At 58.7% G+C, this 18,179-nt stretch carries 15 protein-coding genes; 6 read left to right on the top strand and 9 right to left on the bottom strand.

The features are described 5' to 3' along the window. Window positions 1-86 precede the first annotated feature (86 nt). On the bottom strand, window positions 87-2,237 hold the full coding sequence (katE, locus tag RYB09_RS03640) for a catalase HPII (protein ID WP_316887546.1): 2,151 nt from the start codon (window positions 2,235-2,237) through the stop codon (window positions 87-89). Window positions 2,238-2,543: 306 nt separating this feature from the next. Here katE and RYB09_RS03645 point away from each other — a divergent pair, with 306 nt between their 5' ends. From RYB09_RS03645 to RYB09_RS03655, 3 genes are read left to right on the top strand one after another with little or no spacing between them, the layout of a single operon-like run. Then, window positions 2,544-3,551, top strand: a complete 1,008-nt coding sequence (locus tag RYB09_RS03645; RefSeq protein WP_002551540.1) for a methionine ABC transporter ATP-binding protein — start codon at window positions 2,544-2,546, stop codon at window positions 3,549-3,551. Next, a complete protein-coding gene (locus RYB09_RS03650; RefSeq protein ID WP_004666537.1) occupies window positions 3,551-4,225 on the top strand; it encodes a methionine ABC transporter permease in 675 nt (224 codons plus the stop codon). The genes RYB09_RS03645 and RYB09_RS03650 overlap by 1 nt, the downstream gene beginning before the upstream one ends. A 49-nt stretch (window positions 4,226-4,274) precedes the next feature. Continuing rightward, the gene (locus RYB09_RS03655; RefSeq protein ID WP_002551542.1) at window positions 4,275-5,048 is read left to right on the top strand and encodes a MetQ/NlpA family ABC transporter substrate-binding protein; all 774 of its coding nucleotides are present in this window, start codon (window positions 4,275-4,277) and stop codon (window positions 5,046-5,048) included. Between the two features lie 234 nt (window positions 5,049-5,282). Here RYB09_RS03655 and RYB09_RS03660 read toward each other — a convergent pair whose 3' ends face one another. Both RYB09_RS03660 and RYB09_RS03665 read right to left on the bottom strand, forming a co-directional pair. Next, window positions 5,283-5,915, bottom strand: coding sequence for an SCO family protein (locus RYB09_RS03660; protein ID WP_316887615.1), 633 nt, complete (start codon window positions 5,913-5,915; stop codon window positions 5,283-5,285). Window positions 5,916-5,978: 63 nt separating this feature from the next. Further along, window positions 5,979-6,467: a cytochrome c oxidase assembly protein gene (locus tag RYB09_RS03665; RefSeq protein WP_316887548.1), complete on the bottom strand. Its 489-nt coding sequence runs from the start codon at window positions 6,465-6,467 to the stop codon at window positions 5,979-5,981. A 269-nt stretch (window positions 6,468-6,736) separates the two neighbouring features. Between RYB09_RS03665 and RYB09_RS03670 the strand changes: the two genes are divergently transcribed. Beyond that, window positions 6,737-7,387, top strand: coding sequence for a hypothetical protein (locus RYB09_RS03670; protein WP_002551545.1), 651 nt, complete (start codon window positions 6,737-6,739; stop codon window positions 7,385-7,387). A 118-nt stretch (window positions 7,388-7,505) separates the two neighbouring features. Here the strand turns inward: RYB09_RS03670 and RYB09_RS03675 are convergent, their stop codons facing one another. From RYB09_RS03675 to RYB09_RS03695, 5 genes are all read right to left on the bottom strand, one after another. Further along, complete coding sequence (locus RYB09_RS03675; protein ID WP_003403858.1) at window positions 7,506-9,038, bottom strand: SulP family inorganic anion transporter; 1,533 nt, start codon at window positions 9,036-9,038, stop codon at window positions 7,506-7,508. A gap of 104 nt (window positions 9,039-9,142) precedes the next feature. Further along, a complete protein-coding gene (locus RYB09_RS03680; protein ID WP_003432243.1) occupies window positions 9,143-9,883 on the bottom strand; it encodes a carbonic anhydrase in 741 nt (246 codons plus the stop codon). Between the two features lie 205 nt (window positions 9,884-10,088). Beyond that, window positions 10,089-11,147: a PA0069 family radical SAM protein gene (locus RYB09_RS03685; RefSeq protein ID WP_002551548.1), complete on the bottom strand. Its 1,059-nt coding sequence runs from the start codon at window positions 11,145-11,147 to the stop codon at window positions 10,089-10,091. A 123-nt stretch (window positions 11,148-11,270) separates the two neighbouring features. Then, entirely contained in the window at window positions 11,271-11,939 is a 669-nt protein-coding gene (gene elbB, locus RYB09_RS03690) for an isoprenoid biosynthesis glyoxalase ElbB (protein ID WP_122281540.1), read from the bottom strand. Between the two features lie 207 nt (window positions 11,940-12,146). Continuing rightward, on the bottom strand, window positions 12,147-12,809 hold the full coding sequence (locus RYB09_RS03695) for a DedA family protein (RefSeq protein ID WP_004655204.1): 663 nt from the start codon (window positions 12,807-12,809) through the stop codon (window positions 12,147-12,149). Window positions 12,810-13,040: 231 nt separating this feature from the next. Here RYB09_RS03695 and hemB point away from each other — a divergent pair, with 231 nt between their 5' ends. Then, entirely contained in the window at window positions 13,041-14,051 is a 1,011-nt protein-coding gene (gene hemB / locus RYB09_RS03700; protein WP_122281541.1) for a porphobilinogen synthase, read from the top strand. Window positions 14,052-14,067: 16 nt separating this feature from the next. Next, the gene (gene ppk1 / locus RYB09_RS03705; protein WP_058408235.1) at window positions 14,068-16,278 is read left to right on the top strand and encodes a polyphosphate kinase 1; all 2,211 of its coding nucleotides are present in this window, start codon (window positions 14,068-14,070) and stop codon (window positions 16,276-16,278) included. Here ppk1 and ppx read toward each other — a convergent pair. Further along, complete coding sequence (ppx, locus tag RYB09_RS03710) at window positions 16,265-17,767, bottom strand: exopolyphosphatase (RefSeq protein WP_005731673.1); 1,503 nt, start codon at window positions 17,765-17,767, stop codon at window positions 16,265-16,267. The two genes, ppk1 and ppx, sit on opposite strands and share 14 nt — an antisense overlap. Window positions 17,768-18,179: the final 412 nt, after the last annotated feature.

Raw genomic sequence — 18,179 nt, forward strand, 5'->3', positions numbered from 1 at the left:
AAGTGTTCGGGAGTCTATGCGAAGGGTGAGAGTATTCAGAAAGGCGCTCCCACGCCGGAGCGTGGGAGCGATGTAGCCGCGTCAGATCAAGCCGGTACAGCCTTGGCTTTCACTTCACGATCCCATACACGGTGCTGAGCAATCGCGTTGAAGAACGGTTTGAACGATTTGATATCGGATACCACCAGCAGGCCCGCATCTTCCTCCAGACGCAACAAGCTCAGCAGATCTTTGGCTTCCCCGGCTACGGAGATGGCCTTGAGATGCTTGTAGGCTTCCAGGATGAAGTGCAATGCCACGCCGTCGCCTTTCAGCGCCTCGATCGAAGCCTTGCCGCCCGGCACGAAGACTGCGTCGAACGCTACCGAAGGCAGGCCTTCAGCCGATGCGTCCACTGGCAGGCTCTTGCCGTCAGCTGTCTTGACCGGTGCGGAGGTCGGGCCCAATACCTTGGCGTGTGCGCCTTCGGCAGTCAGTGCGGCTTTCATGGCTTCGACCGCTTTGCCGTCCACGCCGTCTGCCACAAGAATGGCAACCTTGCGCGAAACGATATCGCCAGACAACAGATTGACCTGACTTAGCGCCGGAGACTCTTTTACCGAGGTCTGACGCACCGGTACGGTCCCGGCAGTCGGTGCTGGCAAGCCCAGATTGGCGGCTACGCGGCTGGCCAGTTCCAGGTCGATATTGGCCAGAATTTCGTTGACCTGACGGGCACGAATGTACTCGCGCTCGACCTTGCCCAACTCGAAGCTGTAGGCCGCGATGATGTGCTCTTTCTCGTGATGGCTCATGCTCTGGAAGAACAATGTGGCCTGCGAGAAGTGGTCGCCAAACGATTCGCTGCGCTCACGAACCTTGTGCGCTTCAACGCGCTCAGGGTAGGTCTCGAAGCCGCCATCTACCGGGCCGGCAGGGGTTTCTTTCGGCCAGCCGCCATCGATCGAGTTCGGCTCGTAAGAAGCGCGGCCCTTGTCGATAGTGGTGCGATGCTGTGCGTCACGCTGACCGTTGTGGTTCGGCGCAATCGGACGGTTGATCGGGATCTCGTGGAAGTTCGGCCCACCCAGACGGCTGATCTGCGTGTCGGTGTAGGAGAAAAGGCGACCTTGCAGCAGCGGGTCATTGGAGAAGTCGATACCTGGCACGATGTGGCCCGGGCAGAAGGCAACCTGCTCGGTCTCGGCGAAATAGTTGTCCGGGTTACGGTTCAAGACCATCTTGCCCAGCGGAGTGACCGGTACCAGTTCTTCGGGAATGATCTTGGTCGGATCGAGCAGGTCGAAGTCGAACTTGTGCTCGTCTTCCTCGGCAACGATCTGCACGCCCAGTTCCCATTCCGGGTAGTCGCCCATCTCGATGGATTCCCACAGGTCGCGGCGGTGGAAATCGGTGTCCTTGCCAGCCAGCTTCTGCGCTTCGTCCCATACCAGCGAGCACACGCCGAACTTTGGCTTCCAGTGAAACTTCACGAAGCTCGACTTACCTTCGGTGTTGATAAAGCGGAAGGTGTGGATACCAAAGCCCTGCATGGTGCGCAGACTTTTCGGAATGGCACGGTCGGACATGGTCCACAGCACCATGTGTGCAGATTCCGGCACCAGCGAAACGAAGTCCCAGAAGGTGTCGTGAGCCGAGCCCCCGGTCGGGATTTCGTTATGCGGCTCTGGTTTTACCGCGTGCACGAAGTCAGGAAACTTGATGGCGTCCTGAATGAAAAAGATCGGCATGTTGTTGCCGACCAGATCGAAGTTGCCTTCTTCGGTGTAGAGCTTGACCGCAAAGCCACGCACGTCGCGCACGGTATCGCCCGAGCCGCGCGGGCCCTGAACGGTAGAGAAGCGCACGAACACCGGGGTCTTCTTGCCCGGATCACGCAGGAAGCCCGCTTTACTCAGCGCGCCATGGTCTTCATAGGTCTGGAAATAACCATGTGCCGCGGTGCCGCGGGCGTGAACGATACGCTCCGGAATACGCTCATGGTCAAAGTGCGTGATCTTTTCACGCATGATGAAGTCTTCGAGCAGCGATGGGCCGCGGCTGCCGACTTTCAGTGTGTTCTGGTTATCGGAAATCTTGACACCGTGATTGGTGCGCAGGGCCTGCTGGGTCGCGTCCGAGCGGAACTGCTCAAGGCTTTCCAGCTTGTCGTTGGTATTGCCACGGTCCAGGGTGTCGGTACCTGCCAATTCGCTCTTGGGCGTTGCGGTTACAGGTGGTGCGTTCTTGCTAGCCATCAGAGACTCCTTATCTCGCCCCAATCATTGAGTTGGGTTCGCTGAATACGACTTCCCTGGCGTAAGCGGGAAATCACGGTATCCAAGAAGTGACCGAGGCCTAAAACAGCCGTTCCCTTTATTTGTCGCACATCTTTACCAACGGTCGCGTTATGCCTGTTGCGCAGGGCAGCCTGCAAATAAATGCTAAGCACAGCGGGCCGGACAGGCTAAAATGCGCGCCCGGCTTTACCCGGCCGAGGTAACGAAGCAGGTGGCGTCCTGCCACTGCGCTGATTTTTTAACGCGCCCCACAAGGTTCGCTCCGTGATCGAGTTTCATAACGTCCACAAAACCTATCGGGTGGCAGGCAAGGAAATACCGGCCCTGCACCCTACCAGCCTGCGCGTCGACGGCGGCCAGGTGTTCGGCATCATCGGCCATTCCGGCGCTGGCAAAAGTACCTTGCTGCGCCTGATCAACCGTCTGGAGACCCCGAGCGGTGGACAGATCGTGGTTGACGGTGAAGACGTCACGGCGCTTGATGCCAATGGCCTGCGCCGCTTCCGCCAACAAGTCGGGATGATCTTCCAGCACTTCAATCTGCTGGCCTCCAAAACCGTGGCCGACAATGTTGCGATGCCGCTGACGCTGGCGGGTGACATGCCCCGCAAGCAGATCGACCAGCGCGTGGCTGAGCTGCTGGAGCGGGTTGGATTGTCCGATCATGCGAAAAAATACCCGGCGCAATTGTCCGGCGGCCAGAAGCAGCGCGTCGGCATCGCCCGCGCCCTGGCCACCAAGCCGAAAATCCTGCTGTGCGATGAAGCCACCAGCGCGCTGGACCCGCAGACCACTGCGTCGGTTTTGCAATTGTTGGCCGAGATCAATCGCGAACTGAAGCTGACCATCGTGCTCATCACCCATGAAATGGACGTGATTCGTCGCGTCTGTGACCAGGTGGCGGTCATGGACGCTGGCGTGATTGTCGAGCAAGGCAAGGTCGCCGATGTGTTTCTGCATCCGCAGCACCCGACGACCAAGCGTTTTGTGCAGGAAGATGACCAGATCGATGAAAATGAACAGCGTGACGATTTCGCTCATGTTCAAGGCCGTATCGTGCGCCTGACCTTTCAGGGCGATGCGACGTATGCGCCTCTGCTGGGCACCGTGGCCCGCGAAACCGGCGTCGACTACAGCATCCTTGCCGGACGCATCGACCGCATCAAGGACACCCCTTACGGGCAGTTGACGCTGGCCATCACCGGCGGCGATATGGACGCTGCTTTTGCGCGCTTCACCGCCGCCGACGTTCATATGGAGGTGCTGCGCTGATGGACGCTTTTCTGAACCTGTTTTCCAATGTCGACTGGTACGAGATCTGGGTCGCCACCGGCGACACGTTGATCATGCTCGGTGTTTCGCTGGGCTTCACCATCCTGCTTGGCCTGCCGCTGGGTGTGCTGATGTTCCTCACTTCGCCGCGGCAGTTGCTGGAACACAAGCAGCTGTACGCCACGGTCGGGTTGATTGTGAACATGCTGCGTGCGTTGCCGTTCATCATCCTGCTGATCGTGATGATGCCGCTCACCGAAATCATTACCGGCACGTCACTGGGCATTCTCGGCACGTTGCCGCCGCTGATCGCTGGCGCCACGCCGTTCTTTGCGCGTCTGGTAGAGACAGCATTGCGCGAAGTGGATCGCGGCATCATCGAAGCCACGCAGGCCATGGGCGCGACGACTCGGCAGATCATCGTCAAGGCGCTGCTGCCTGAAGCTCGCCCCGGCATTCTGGCTGCAATCACCGTTACCGCCATTGCGCTGGTGTCGTTCACCGCCATGGCCGGTGCCGTGGGTGCTGGCGGGCTGGGCGATCTGGCCATCCGATATGGTTATCAACGCTTCCAGAACGATGTGATGTTCGTGACGGTCGTATTGTTGCTGGTGCTGGTGCAGATTCTGCAAACCATCGGCGACAGACTGGTCGCGCATTTCACACATCGTTGATCGAACCGTTGGTATCGGCCCGCCTGTGCGGGCCCAAAGGAGTTGTTGCATGAAAAAACTATTGGCCATATTTGCCGCTGTTACTGCCTTGTCCGCGCAGGCCAACGAAACCCTGACCGTCGCGGCCTCTGCCGTGCCGCACGCCGAGATTCTCGAGTTCGTCAAACCGACGCTGGCCAAAGAGGGCGTGGACTTGAACATCAAGGTGTTCAACGACTACATCCAGCCGAACGTACAGGTGTCGCAGAACCGTATGGACGCGAACTTCTTCCAGCACCAGCCGTATCTGGATGAGTTCAACAAGGGCAAGGGCACAGATCTGGTGGCCGTAGCCAAGGTTCACGTAGAGCCGTTCGGCGCGTACTCGGACAAGTTCAAGAAGCTGGAAGAACTGCCCAACGGTGCCAACGTCGCCCTGCCAAACGACGCCACCAATGAAGGCCGTGCCTTGCTGCTGCTGGCCAAGGCAGGTCTGATTACCTTGAAGGATCCGACCAATATCCTGTCCAAGCCTTCGGATGTCGTGAATAACCCGAAAGACCTCAAGTTCCGTGAGCTGGAAGCAGCTACGTTGCCGCGCGTACTGACTCAGGTCGATCTGGCGCTGATCAACACTAATTATGCCTTGAGCGCCAAGCTTGAGCCGACCAAGGACGCACTGATCATCGAAGGTGCCGATTCGCCCTACGCGAACATTCTGGTTGCCCGCCCGGACAACAAGGATTCAGACGCGATGAAAAAGCTGGTAGCGGCCCTGCAGAGTCCTGAAGTGAAAACCTTCCTGGCCGAGAAATACAAAGGCGCTGTGGTTCCGGCGTTCTGATCTGATCGCACCTTGTGGTTCTCGTGCCGATGCTCTGCGTCCCTTGTGACGCAGAGCGTCGGGAACAACTTATCGCTCCCACGCTCTGTGCTCATAGTTATACAGGCGCGTCGTGGGAGCGAGCTTGCTCGCGAAGAGGCCGGTAAAGCCTCCAGAAAATAGAGCGTTTGGACCAAGTCTTCGTGAGCAATGCGGATCGCCGCCCCGGTCACTCCCGCAGTAATCTCACAGGCCCTAATCCCTTTCCAGCAGCCCCGGCAATTGCTTCACCAGCTTCTGGTTGTTCAGCGGCGCGCGGATAAAGCCTCGCTGGGTGCCGTCCGGCCCGATTAAAGCCAGGTTGCCGCTGTGGTCGACAAAGTAGTTCGGTTTGCTGGTATCGGCCGGAATGAACGGGATGCTCACTGCGTTGGCCAGCTTCTGGATATCTGCGACAGGTGCCGTGAGACCAATGTACTGCTTGTCGAAATAACCCAGATATTGCTTGAGCTGCTGCGGCGTGTCGCGGTCAGGGTCGACGCTGACCAGCACCACACGCATGCGCTCGACCACCTTTTCAGGCAGCTCGGTACTGATCTGCTTTATGTGCGCCAGGGTAGTGGGGCAGATGTCCGGGCAGAAGGTGTAGCCGAAGAACATCAGCGTCCATTTGCCTTTCAAGTCATCAAGGGCCACCGCTGCGCCGTTCTGGTCCGACATGCTCAAGGCTGGCAACTGGCGACTTTTCGGTAGCAGCACAATACCTGCATCGTTAAGTGCCGCCTGATCCTCAGACCCGCTGCCCGGCAGCAACTGGCTGAGGATCAGGCCCAGAACGAGGGCAACAATGGCGGCAGCGATAAAAACGGTTTTCTGGATACGGGTCATGGCATCAACGCGGGTAGTGATCGGCATGCGGCTGGGGATGATGGCCTATATGGCTTCGAGCGCCTAGGGCGCAGTGACATCGAACAGCGTATAGGCCAGCGTCAGGCGTTTCACCTCTTTGGGCAAGTCGCGGTCGACAATGAAGCGCACGGGCATCTCGACACGCTCACCCGGCTGTAAGGTCTGCTGGGTGAAGCAGAAACATTCGGTCTTGTGAAACCACTCTGCCGCCTTCCCCGGCGAAATACCCGGTACAGCCTGGGCCTTCATCGGTTTGTCAGTAGGGTTCTGCGCCACGAAAATCATTTCGTTGAGGGCACCAGGGTTGATTTGCATCTGGCTGGCGCGCGGGTAGAACGCCCAGACCATCCCCGCAGAGTTTGTCGCGGTGAACTGCACCTCGATCTGCCGCGAAGCGTCCTGATCGCGGTTTCCGTTATGCCCGGTCAGCAAACCATAGAGCGACGGCAATGCAAATCCGCAGATGAACATGATCACCAGCAAACAGATCAAACGCAGAGCAAGCCGCTTGGATAAAAGAGGCTGAGTCATGCCGGGCTCACTTTTTATGTCAGACAGCGTGTCGAAAGGTCTGCGGGCGGCTTCAGAGTAGCCTGCTTACATCAGCGCAAGGTGCCGTATTTATGCGCCACTGTAGGCAAATGGTCAGAAACTGAGCAAAAAACGCCTTGATATAGCCAATGCATATAAATGCGTTTCGGTTATAGCAAAAATGTCTTAGGCATTTAGTTAACCGAGCTAACGTATGACTCTCCATAACCAAACCACGGGGTTTAATGCCCTCAGGAGTCCCCACTGCCATGAACACCGCCGCATTGCGCGAGCAGATACAACTAGCCCATCAACATGAAGCCGAGACCGGCCACTTGCTGCAACAGTTGGAACAGAAGCTCCCACATCTTCATCCTGCCATTCACCTCCCGGATGTCGACGCGAAGGACGTGTTGACGCGTTTCGTCACTGCTTACATCGACTTGGTCCCCGACCTGCTGGACGCTGCTCACGAGGTCGCCGTAGAAGCCGGTATCGAAGGGCAGATTAAACCGGTACTGAAAATCGCAGAGCATTTTTTCGCAGCACCCCCTTCCATCATGGACGGACATGAAGGGCTGGAAAGCCTGCTGGACGAGGCCTATCTGGCACACAGACTGGTCGAGGAGGTGAACGATCTGTACATCAAGCATTTTGGTCAGCCGCTGATACCGTCAAATACCACGGTTGCCAGCGTGATTGCCCACCAGTTGATCGGCGAGCAATTTGCCAACCAGCTGGACGAGGCGGTTCACCATGCCGTCGACAAGCTGCTTGATGATGAAAGTTTCGCGCTGGACTCCGTCGAGGCTTACCGCGAAAAACTGACCAGTCCTGATACAGGTGCAGCGTGGAAGCGCTGGCCGAGCCTGTCACGACAATTGGGTATCGGCCTGGAGCTGGAACGCTCCGTCATCTGATTCAGAGGCCCGAATCAATGTCTTCGCCCGCAATGGAAGGAGCCGGATATCGCTCCGCTGCTACGCGAAGACCCATCCGGCTCCCATCATTCCAGGCTGTAGCCCAAGGCTTTGACTATCAGGCCGCGCCCGAGCCTATCCCCGTTGTTGTGTAGATCCGCCCTTCAAGACGACGCTTCAACCCGCGCGGCTCAATGAGCAGTCGGGTGCCATGCGCGGCATTGGAACGTCCCCACTCTTCCAGCAGCTCCAGGCACGAGTGGTCTATGTAGGACAGATTGCCCAGAGGCACATGCACGGTGCTGCCCTGCGGGATAGTGCCCAGAGCCTGAGTCAGCGCCGGCACCTTGAGGAACGTTGCGGCACCGACCAGGCGCAGCTCGAATTCCTTCTCGCCCGCCAGTTCGACCACATTGATCTTCAGGCGCGAAGCCTTGAACGCCAGCTTCACCAGGGTCAGACCAAAACCGACCAGTACACCGGTCAGCAGGTCGGTGAAGATGATCGCCACGGCAGTCGCCGCATAGGTAAACATCGGCATCCGGCCATAGCGACCCAGACCACGAAACGCCTTCAGGTCGACCAGCTTCAGACCGGTATAAACCAGCACGCCAGCCAGACTCGCGACCGGAATACTCTGCAGTACGCTCGACAGCAGCAACACGAACGCCAGCAGCCACAGACCGTGGAAGATCGTCGAGAAGCGCGTGGTGGCACCGGCCTGAACATTGGCCGAGCTGCGCACGATAACGCCGGTCATCGGCAACGCACCGAGCACGCCGCAGAGCATGTTGCCCACGCCTTGAGCGCTGAGTTCCTTGTCGAAGTCCGAACGCTGGCCACTGTGCATGCGGTCAACCGCCGAGGCAGAGAGCAGCGTTTCGGCACTGGCAATGAACGCCACAACGATAGCGGCAACCAGAATGGCCGGGTCGGCCAGGTTCATCAGGTCGGCCGGGCGAAGCCAGTCGATGGCGTCGGCCAGGTTGTCAGGCACTTCGACACGCTTGACCTGCAAGGCCATGAACAGGCTGATGCCGGTGGCGATACCCACGCCCAGCAGCGCGCCGGGTACGAAGCGCAAAGACTGCGGACGAAGTTTTTCCCAGCCCCACATGATCAGCATGGTGCCCAGACCGAGCATACCGGCTTGCATGCCGGTGCCTGGTCCGAATGCCTGGATCAGTGTGGAAGGGAAGGCGATAAGATTGTCCAGCCCGGAAGGTTTGGGACCGCTGTCGAACATCACGTGTGCCTGTGACAGTACGATCAACACGCCGATACCGGCGAGCATGCCATAGACCACCGCAGGCGCCGTGACCCGGAACCAGCAGCCAAGCTTGAATCGACCTGCCAGCAGCTGAAGTAACCCGGCGAGTACCAGAATAGGACCCAGCATGGCCATGCCGTGCTCGCGTACCACTTCAAAAACCAGTACTGCCAGACCGGCTGCGGGTCCGCTGACCTGCAACGGAGAACCGGCTATCCAGCCGACTATCAGCCCGCCCACGATGCCGGTGATCAGACCTTTGGCCGGAGGCATGCCGGATGCGATGGCGATCCCCATGCACAGCGGCAGGGCGACCAGGAACACGACCACGGAAGCGAGCAGCTCCCGTGGTAAAGCGGTTTTCAATGCTGTAATACCCATGACGCTTCTCCGGAATTCTTCAGACGAGGCAAGACGGGCGACGCGCATCCTGCGCAGCCGCCATCAGCTGATAAAGAAGGGCTTGCCGTCAGTCGGACTGGTGATCAGTCGGCTGAAAAGCGTGCTTTCGGTGAAGCCATCGGCGTCGGTCCCGAACCGTCGAGCGGTATGAAACGATCGAGTTCGGCGTCATAAGCCAGGATTTCGCTGGTTTCGATGCTGTAGACCCAGCCGTGAATGAACAATTGGCCGCTGGCCATTTTTGCTGCGACCGAAGGGTGGGTGCGCAGGTGTTGCAACTGGGAAATCACGTTTTCCTGAGTCAGGACCTGCATGGTTTCCAGTTCGCCGCTGCAGCTGCAGTTCTGCTCGACTACCGTGCGGGCAACCTCGGCATGACGCAACCAGGCTTTTACCGTAGGCATCTTGTCCAGGCTGTCAGGGTTGAGCACTGCGCGCATGGCGCCGCAGTCAGAGTGTCCGCAAACGATGATGTGCTGCACGCCCAGTGCAACCACTGCGTATTCCAGAGCGGTGGACACGCCGCCGTTCATCTGGCCATACGGCGGGACGACGTTGCCGACGTTACGCGTGACGAACAGGTCGCCAGGCGAACTTTGGGTGATCAATTCGGGCACGATGCGCGAGTCGGCGCAGGTGATGAACATGGCCCGTGGCGATTGGGCAGTCGCCAGCTTCTTGAACAGTTCTTCCTGCTGGGGGAAGACCTCGTTACGAAAATGTACAAAGCCATCGACGATGTGTTTCAACGCTACGTCGGCGCTGTCTGAATGGCTTGATGTGCTGGACGACGTAGCCGAATGCTGTTTACCGATGTCTGTCATGTCTTCATCCTCTCTGACGGATTGATATGGATTCTTCATGCCTGTTTGACCAGAGCCGGATGTGATCCCTGTAAATGGCATCACGAACAAATCCCTTGAGCGCTATCGCTGGTGACACTCCGAGTTACAGACTAATCGCCCAAGCTTAAGCGAAACTGAATGCGATGGCTCTGGGACGCGGGTTTGCACGATAGTACCAAGTTCGTCACAGCAGTGACATTTGTCCTCCTGGCGGACAAAAAGCATCGCAATCGAGTGCGAAACCGCCACGTTTGTTCAATCCAAGCCGTTTGATTGCCAGGGCATAGCGTTGAGCCAGTAGATCGGCAAACGGTCCTTCACCGCGCATCCTTGAGCCAAACTGACTGTCGTACAGCGCTCCGCCGCGGCTTTGACGAATCAGGCTCATCACATGTTCGGCACGTTGCGGGTAGTGCGTCTTCAGCCATTCGTCGAACAGCGGCGCGACCTCCAGCGGCAGGCGCAGCATCACGTAACTTGCGCTTAGCGCGCCTGCAGCTTTCGCCTCGCTCAGCAGCGCCTCCAGTTCGCTGTCATTGATCATCGGAATCATGGGTGCGCACAGCACCCCGACGGGTACGCCCGCCTGACGCAACACCCGAATGGCCCGCAAGCGAGCCTTGGGCGCTGCTGCCCTGGGTTCAAGGATGCATTTGAGCTCGTCATCCAGTGTAGTCAGGCTGATGAAGACTGACACCAGCCGAAGTCTGGCCATCTCTGCGAGCAGGTCCAGGTCGCGGAGGATCAGCGAGCCCTTGGTAATGATGCTGACCGGGTGCCGATAGCGCAGCAGCACCTCAAGCGTGGCGCGAGTGATGCGGTATTCACGTTCGATAGGCTGATACGGGTCGGTATTGGCTCCCAGCGTGATGGGCGCGCAGCGGTAGCCTGGCTTGGAGAGCTGTTGCTCCAGCAGCGCTGCGGCGTTTGTCTTGGCGATCAGCTTTGTTTCGAAATCAAGGCCCGGCGACATGTCCCAGTAGGCATGGCTGGGCCTGGCGAAACAATAAATGCAGCCGTGCTCGCAGCCCCGGTAAGGGTTGATCGAACGATCAAAGGGGATATCCGGCGAGCTGTTGCGGGTAATGATGCTTTTGGCGGTTTCGCTGGTGACCTGAGTGCCTTGGGTAAGTGGCACTTCCTGATACCAGCCGTCGTCTTCGGCCACGGACTGGCTGGGTGCAAAGCGGTTATGCGGATTGCTGGCAGTACCGCGGCCACGAACCGGATAGGGGCTGGACATCTGGCATTACTCAAATACTGTTTATACATACAGTAAAGCATAAGGCCGTGATGGATCACTATGGCTGGCTTGTAAAACACCGCTCGTCTGACGGGCGGTGCATTGGGTTCGTCCGGCGGCAGGTCAGGCATCGCCCTCGTGCGTCAGCTCCAGCACGCGGTCAACCAGCTTGTTGATGCCCGATGCAGCCTCACTGATGCTTTTGGCAACCATATAGGCGGGCGTGCTGACCAGTTTTCGTGCTTCGTCTTCGACGATGTCATCGACAGCGCATGGCGCGTGGCTACCGCCCATTTTGGTAATGGCCGCAGCGGTATCCGGGTCGTTGCCGATGGTGCAGGTAACGCCGGGACCGTAGATCTTGGCCGCCAGTGCCGGGGTGATGCAGATCAGCCCGACCGGTTTGCCTGCTTCTGCGAACGCCTCTGCGAGTTCCAGCAGCCCGGCTTCCACCTGGCAGGCAGAGCCTTGCAGGGCAAGGTCGGAAAGGTTCTTCGCCGAGCCGAAACCGCCCGGGATGATCAGGGCGTCAAAGTCTTCTGCATTTGCTTCGCGGATGTCTTTCACTTCGCCCCGTGCAATGCGCGCAGATTCGATCAGGACATTGCGCGACTCGGGCATTTCCTCGCCAGTCAGGTGATTGATGACGTGATGCTGGGCGATGTTCGGCGCAAAGCACTGGACCTGCGCACCACGTTGATCCAGACGAAGCAGGGTGAGGACGCTTTCATGGATTTCGGCACCGTCATAGACGCCACAGCCGGACAGGATTACAGCCACTTTTTTCTGCATCGATTCGGCTCCTTGTACTTGAGCAATCTAAGGCTTCTTTTAATTCGTCCATTAATTGATCGCTTTACAGGCCGAGTGTTCAGTTCACGCTTTACAGGCTACGCAAAAATGCGTGGGGAAGGGCGGTGCTTGCGAGGTCAGGCAGCGGCTGCGCGCTGCCGCCGAGTGAGGCCTGTCAGCCTGCACTCGGGGAAGGAAACGGAGAAATTACTCGTCTGATTTTTTCGTCAGGTCGACGGGCACGGGGACAGGTGTATCCAGATCGGACGCCGCTGCAGATGCACAGAAGCGGCTCTTTTCTTCACGCTCTTCACGGGCAATACGCGCGTTCTTGATGCGTCGGCGCAGCCACAGACCAAGGCCGAGCAGTATCAGCGCACCGAGCACCCAGAGTTCGTATTTCTTGACGTTGCCCAGCAAGCCCTCGAGAACCGCGCCGAAATGGTAGGCCGCCGAACCCAGCGCTGCCGCCCAGACAGCCGCACCGATACCGTTGAGCAGCAGGTAACGCCCCGGTGGGTAGCCTGACAGGCCGATGGCCACCGGCATGACCGTTCGCAGGCCATACACGAAGCGGAAGCTCAGTACCCATATGTCCGGGTGCTTGCGCACCAGCCGCAGGGCCTTGTCGCCCATGAGTTGCCAGCGGGGCTTGCGAGCCAGGAGCTTGCGGCCGTGTTTGCGCCCCATGAAATACCACAACTGGTCGCCCGCATAGCTGCCGCAGAAGGCAACGAGGATGACGATATTGAGGTCCATGTATCCGCGAAACGCCAGAAAGCCGGCGAGAACCAGAATGGTCTCGCCTTCAAAAAAGGTGCCGAGGAACAGGGCAAAGTAGCCGAATTCGTTCAAGAAATTCTGGAGCATTGTCTGGATGCTGGCGAAATGAACGCGCAGCCTAACGCGCCCAAGGCAATGATGAAAGTGTCGATATGTGTCTCGACGTTAAAGATTCTTGCAACCACAATGGTCGGATCCTCATAAGGGCCATGACCGCGACGTGCAGTCGCAGGTCGAACCATGACTGTCACACATTGGTCATAATGGCGGCTTATAACTGTCGCGCTTGCCCGCGTAAGCGGGCTCAGGAGTCTCGCCGTGAGCTTTACCCCCGCAAACCGCCTGTTTCCTCTCACTCGTCTGCGCCGTAATCGCCGCGACGACTTTTCCCGTAGGCTGGTGCGTGAAAACGTTGTCACCGTTGATGATCTGATTCTCCCCGTATTTGTCCTCGATGGTGAAAACCGTCGTGAATCCATCGCCTCGATGCCTGGCGTCGAGCGTCTCAGTGTCGATCTGTTGCTTGAGGAAGCCGAGCACTGGGTTGCGCTGGGCATTCCTGCACTGGCCTTGTTCCCGGTGACGCCGACCGAGAAAAAATCTCTGGACGGTGCTGAAGCCTGGAACCCGGATGGCATTGCGCAACGCGCCACCCGCGCCCTGCGTGACCGTTTCCCGGAGCTGGGCGTCATCACTGATGTGGCACTGGACCCGTTTACCACCCATGGTCAGGACGGCATCCTCGACGAAGAGGGCTATGTGCAGAACGACATCACTGTCGACGCACTGGTGAAGCAGGCCTTGTCGCACGCCGATGCGGGTGCTCAGGTGATCGCGCCGTCGGACATGATGGACGGTCGCATCCAGGCCATCCGTGAGTCGCTGGAACTGGCCGGGCACGTCAACGTGCGGATCATGGCCTACTCGGCCAAATACGCCAGTGCCTATTACGGGCCGTTCCGTGACGCGGTGGGTTCTTCGCTGAATCTGGGCAAGGCCAACAAGGCGTCCTATCAGATGGACCCGGCCAACAGCAACGAGGCACTGCACGAAGTTGCAGCTGACCTGGCTGAAGGTGCCGACATGGTGATGGTCAAGCCAGGCATGCCTTATCTGGACATCCTGCACAGGGTCAAGGATGAGTTCAAAGTGCCGACCTTTGTCTATCAGGTCAGTGGTGAATACGCGATGCACATGGCAGCAATCCAGAATGGTTGGCTGAGTGAAGGGGTTATTCTCGAGTCCCTCACAGCCTTCAAACGCGCCGGTGCCGACGGCATCCTTACCTACTTCGCTGTTCGCGCCGCTCAACTGTTGAAGGGGCAATAGCCTCACAGGATCATTCATGAATACCGAAGCACTCATCGAAGCCGCTGTTCAAGTCGATGTGCCGCAGGCGACGCCCGCGGTTGAACCTGACATCGAAGTAATCCCGGCCATTGAGGCGCCTGCCGCTGCGGTGCCCGCTATCGTCGCTCCGAACCTGGACGACAGCAGCCTGTATATCCACCGTGAACTGTCGCAATTGCAGTTCAACATTCGGGTACTGGAACAGGCGCTCGATGAGTCCTACCCGTTGCTGGAGCGGCTGAAGTTTCTGCTGATCTTCTCGAGCAACCTCGATGAGTTCTTCGAGATTCGTGTCGCAGGTCTGAAAAAACAGATCACCTTTGCCCGTGAACAGGCCGGTGCCGACGGTTTGCAGCCGCATCAGGCGCTGGCCAGAATCAGCGAGCTGGTGCATGGTCACGTTGATCGCCAGTACGCGATCCTCAACGACATTCTGCTCCCGGAGCTGGAAAAGCATCAGGTCCGCTTCATTCGTCGCCGTCACTGGACGGCCAAGCTCAAGGCCTGGGTACGTCGCTACTTCCGTGACGAGATCGCGCCGATCATCACCCCGATCGGTTTGGACCCGACGCACCCGTTCCCGTTGCTGGTCAACAAGAGCCTGAACTTCATTGTCGAGCTTGAAGGTATCGACGCCTTCGGTCGCGACTCGGGTCTTGCGATCATCCCGGCACCGCGTTTGCTGCCGCGTGTCATCAAGGTGCCGGAAGAGGTTTGTGGCCCAGGCGACAACTTCGTGTTCCTGTCGTCGATGATCCACGCTCACGCCGACGACCTGTTTCAGGGCATGAAGGTCAAGGGCTGCTACCAGTTCCGTCTGACCCGAAACGCCGATCTGGCGCTGGACTCGGAAGACGTGGAAGACCTGGCACGTGCCCTGCGCGGTGAGCTGTTCTCGCGTCGCTACGGCGATGCGGTACGTCTGGAAGTGGCGGATACCTGCCCTAAACATTTGTCGGACTACCTGCTCAAGCAGTTCAACCTGAACGAGTCCGAGCTGTATCAGGTCAACGGGCCGGTCAACCTGACGCGCCTGTTCAGCATTACTGGCCTGGACAGCCACCCTGAATTGCAATACCCGCCGTTCACGCCAGCGATCCCCAAACTGCTGCAGAACAGCGAAAACATTTTCAGCGTGATCAGCAAGCAGGACATTCTGCTGCTGCATCCTTTCGAGTCGTTCACGCCGGTTGTCGACCTGCTGCGTCAGGCGGCAAAGGATCCACACGTTCTGGCTGTGCGCCAGACGCTGTACCGCAGCGGTGCGAACTCGGAAATCGTCGATGCGCTGGTCGATGCGGCGCGTAACGGCAAAGAGGTCACCGCGGTGATCGAACTGCGCGCCCGTTTTGACGAAGAGTCCAACCTGCAACTGGCCAGCCGTCTTCAGGCTGCCGGTGCGGTGGTGATCTACGGTGTGGTCGGCTTCAAGACCCACGCCAAGATGATGCTGATCCTGCGTCGCGAAGCTGGCGAGATCGTGCGTTATGCACACCTAGGTACCGGTAACTATCACGCCGGTAACGCGCGTCTTTACACCGACTACAGCCTGCTGACCTCTGACGATGCGTTGTGCGAAGACGTCGGCAAACTGTTCAGCCAGTTGATCGGCATGGGCAAGACGCTGCGCATGAAGAAACTGCTGCATGCGCCGTTCACGCTCAAGAAAGGCATGCTCGACATGATTGCCCGCGAGACGCAGTTTGCGCTCGATGGCAAGCCAGCGCACATCATCGCCAAGTTCAACTCGCTGACCGATCCGAAGATCATTCGCGCGTTGTACAAGGCCAGTCAGTCCGGTGTGCGCATCGATCTGGTGGTGCGCGGCATGTGCTGCCTGCGTCCGGGCATCGCCGGGGTTTCGCACAACATCCATGTGCGCTCGATCATCGGCCGATTCCTGGAGCACACGCGCGTGTTCTACTTCCTCAACGGCGGCGACGAGCAGATGTTCCTGTCGAGTGCCGACTGGATGGAGCGCAACCTCGACAAGCGTGTCGAGACCTGCTTCCCGGTGGAAGGCAAGAAGTTGATTCTGCGTGTGAAGAAGGAGCTGGAAAGCTACCTGACCGACAACACCCACAGCTGGCTGTTGCAGCCAGACGGGCGTTACGTGCGCAGCACGCCGACCGGCAATCAGAACGCCCGAAGCGCCCAGGCGACCCTGCTGGAGCGCCTGAGCAACCCGGTTCTCAGCGTACGCTGAAGACGATGCCGACTCGGGTCAGCCACTCCGCTTCCAGCGCGAAGTCGGCCTGAGTCAGCTGGTTGTTTTCCAGCCAGCCTGTGGGGAACTCGGCGTCCAGATTCGGGCCGTCGGCACGCAGGATCACACGTGGCATCTCTTGGGTGCCACGAATGTGGTGAAACAGAATCGCAAAGCGCAACAACACGCACAGGCGAATCAGCTTGATGCCTTCTGCGCCGAAATCGGCGAACTTGTCCTTGGGAATATTGCGGCGATGACCGCGCACCAGCAGAGCGAGCATTTGCTGATCTTCGCGTGAGAAACCGGCAAGGTCAGAATGCTCGATCAGGTACGCGCCGTGCTTGTGGTAGTGATAGTGAGCAATGTCCAGGCCGATCTCATGCACCTTGGCCGCCCAGCTCAGCAGTTCGGCGTAGCTCTCGTGCTGCAATTCCCAGCTCTCGGCGACTTGCTCCAGCGCATGCAGCGCCTTGGCTTCGACGCGTGCGGCCTGTTCCAGATCAACATGGTAGCGCTCCATCAGCGAGCTGAGCGTGCGCTCACGCACGTCTTCATGATGATGACGGCCCATCAGGTCATACAGCACGCCTTCACGCAGGGCGCCTTCGCAGTGATCCATGCGCTTGAGCTCAAGCGCATCGAAGATCGCTTCCAGAATCGCCAGGCCTGCGGGGAAAATCGCGCGACGGTCTGGCTTGATGCCGTCGAAGTCGATCTTTTCGACGTCACCCAGCTTGAACAGCTTGCGCTTGAGCCAGGCCAGCCCTTCGGCATTGACCTCGCCAGCGCCGTAACCATTGGCTTTGAGCGCCAGGCCGATAGCGCGAATGGTGCCTGACGAACCAATGGCTTCATCCCACTTCAGGCGATGCAGCGCATGTTCGATGCTCATGATTTCCAAACGGGCGGCGGTGTAGGCCTGTGCGTAACGCGCGGGTGTCACCTTGCCGTCGCGGAAGTAGCGCTGAGTAAAACTCACGCAGCCCATCTGCAGGCTTTCACGCAGCAGCGGCTCAAAGCGCTGGCCGATGATGAATTCGGTACTGCCGCCGCCGATGTCGGCGACCAGACGCTTGCCGGGGGTGTCGGCCAGTGTGTGCGAGACGCCCAGATAAATGAGGCGCGCCTCTTCACGGCCGGAGATCACTTCCACCGGATGGCCGAGAATTTCTTCGGCGCGATGAATGAAGTCGTTGCGGTTGCGGGCTTCGCGCAGCGCATTGGTGCCCACGATGCGTACGGCACCGGGCGGTAGACCATTGATCAGCTGGGCAAAGCGTTTCAGGCAGTCGAGACCGCGCTGCATGGATTCTTCGGTCAACTGGCGTTCTTCGTCGATGCCAGCGGCCAACTGCACCTTCTCGCCCAGGCGCTCAAGAATGCGAATTTCGCCCTGATTGGCTTTCGCCACAACCATATGAAAACTGTTGGAGCCCAGGTCGATGGCGGCGATCAGTGAAAAATTCTTGGGTGTTGAGTGCGGCATGGTCAGGAAATCCAGTTCGATAACCGGACCATCGTGCCACGATCCATGCCTGCCGCCAACGCGAAGCTGTCCAGGCAGCGGAAATACCCGGTATTACTCTTGAACGTGGCGCATAGCTATCTGATCAACATTGCTAGGCATTCCACGCTGGAGCGTGCGGAACGATAATCCCAACTATCGTGCGGTGCTCCGCGTCGCATGCAGTTCTGGGAGCTCTGCGTCCTGTCTTGAGGGCGCGGCGCGGCGCAGATCTGTGACGCGGAGCGTCACGAACGGCATTCCCACGCTGGAGCGTGCGGAACGATAACCTCAACTATCGTGCGACGCTCCGCGTCGCATGCAGCTCTGGACGCTCTGCGTCCGGTCTTGAGGTTGCGGCGCGGCGCAGAGCTGTGACGCGGAGCGCCACGAA

This window comes from Pseudomonas syringae group sp. J254-4, from assembly GCF_032586855.1.
In the GTDB taxonomy this organism is placed as follows: Bacteria; Pseudomonadota; Gammaproteobacteria; order Pseudomonadales; family Pseudomonadaceae; genus Aquipseudomonas; species Aquipseudomonas amygdali.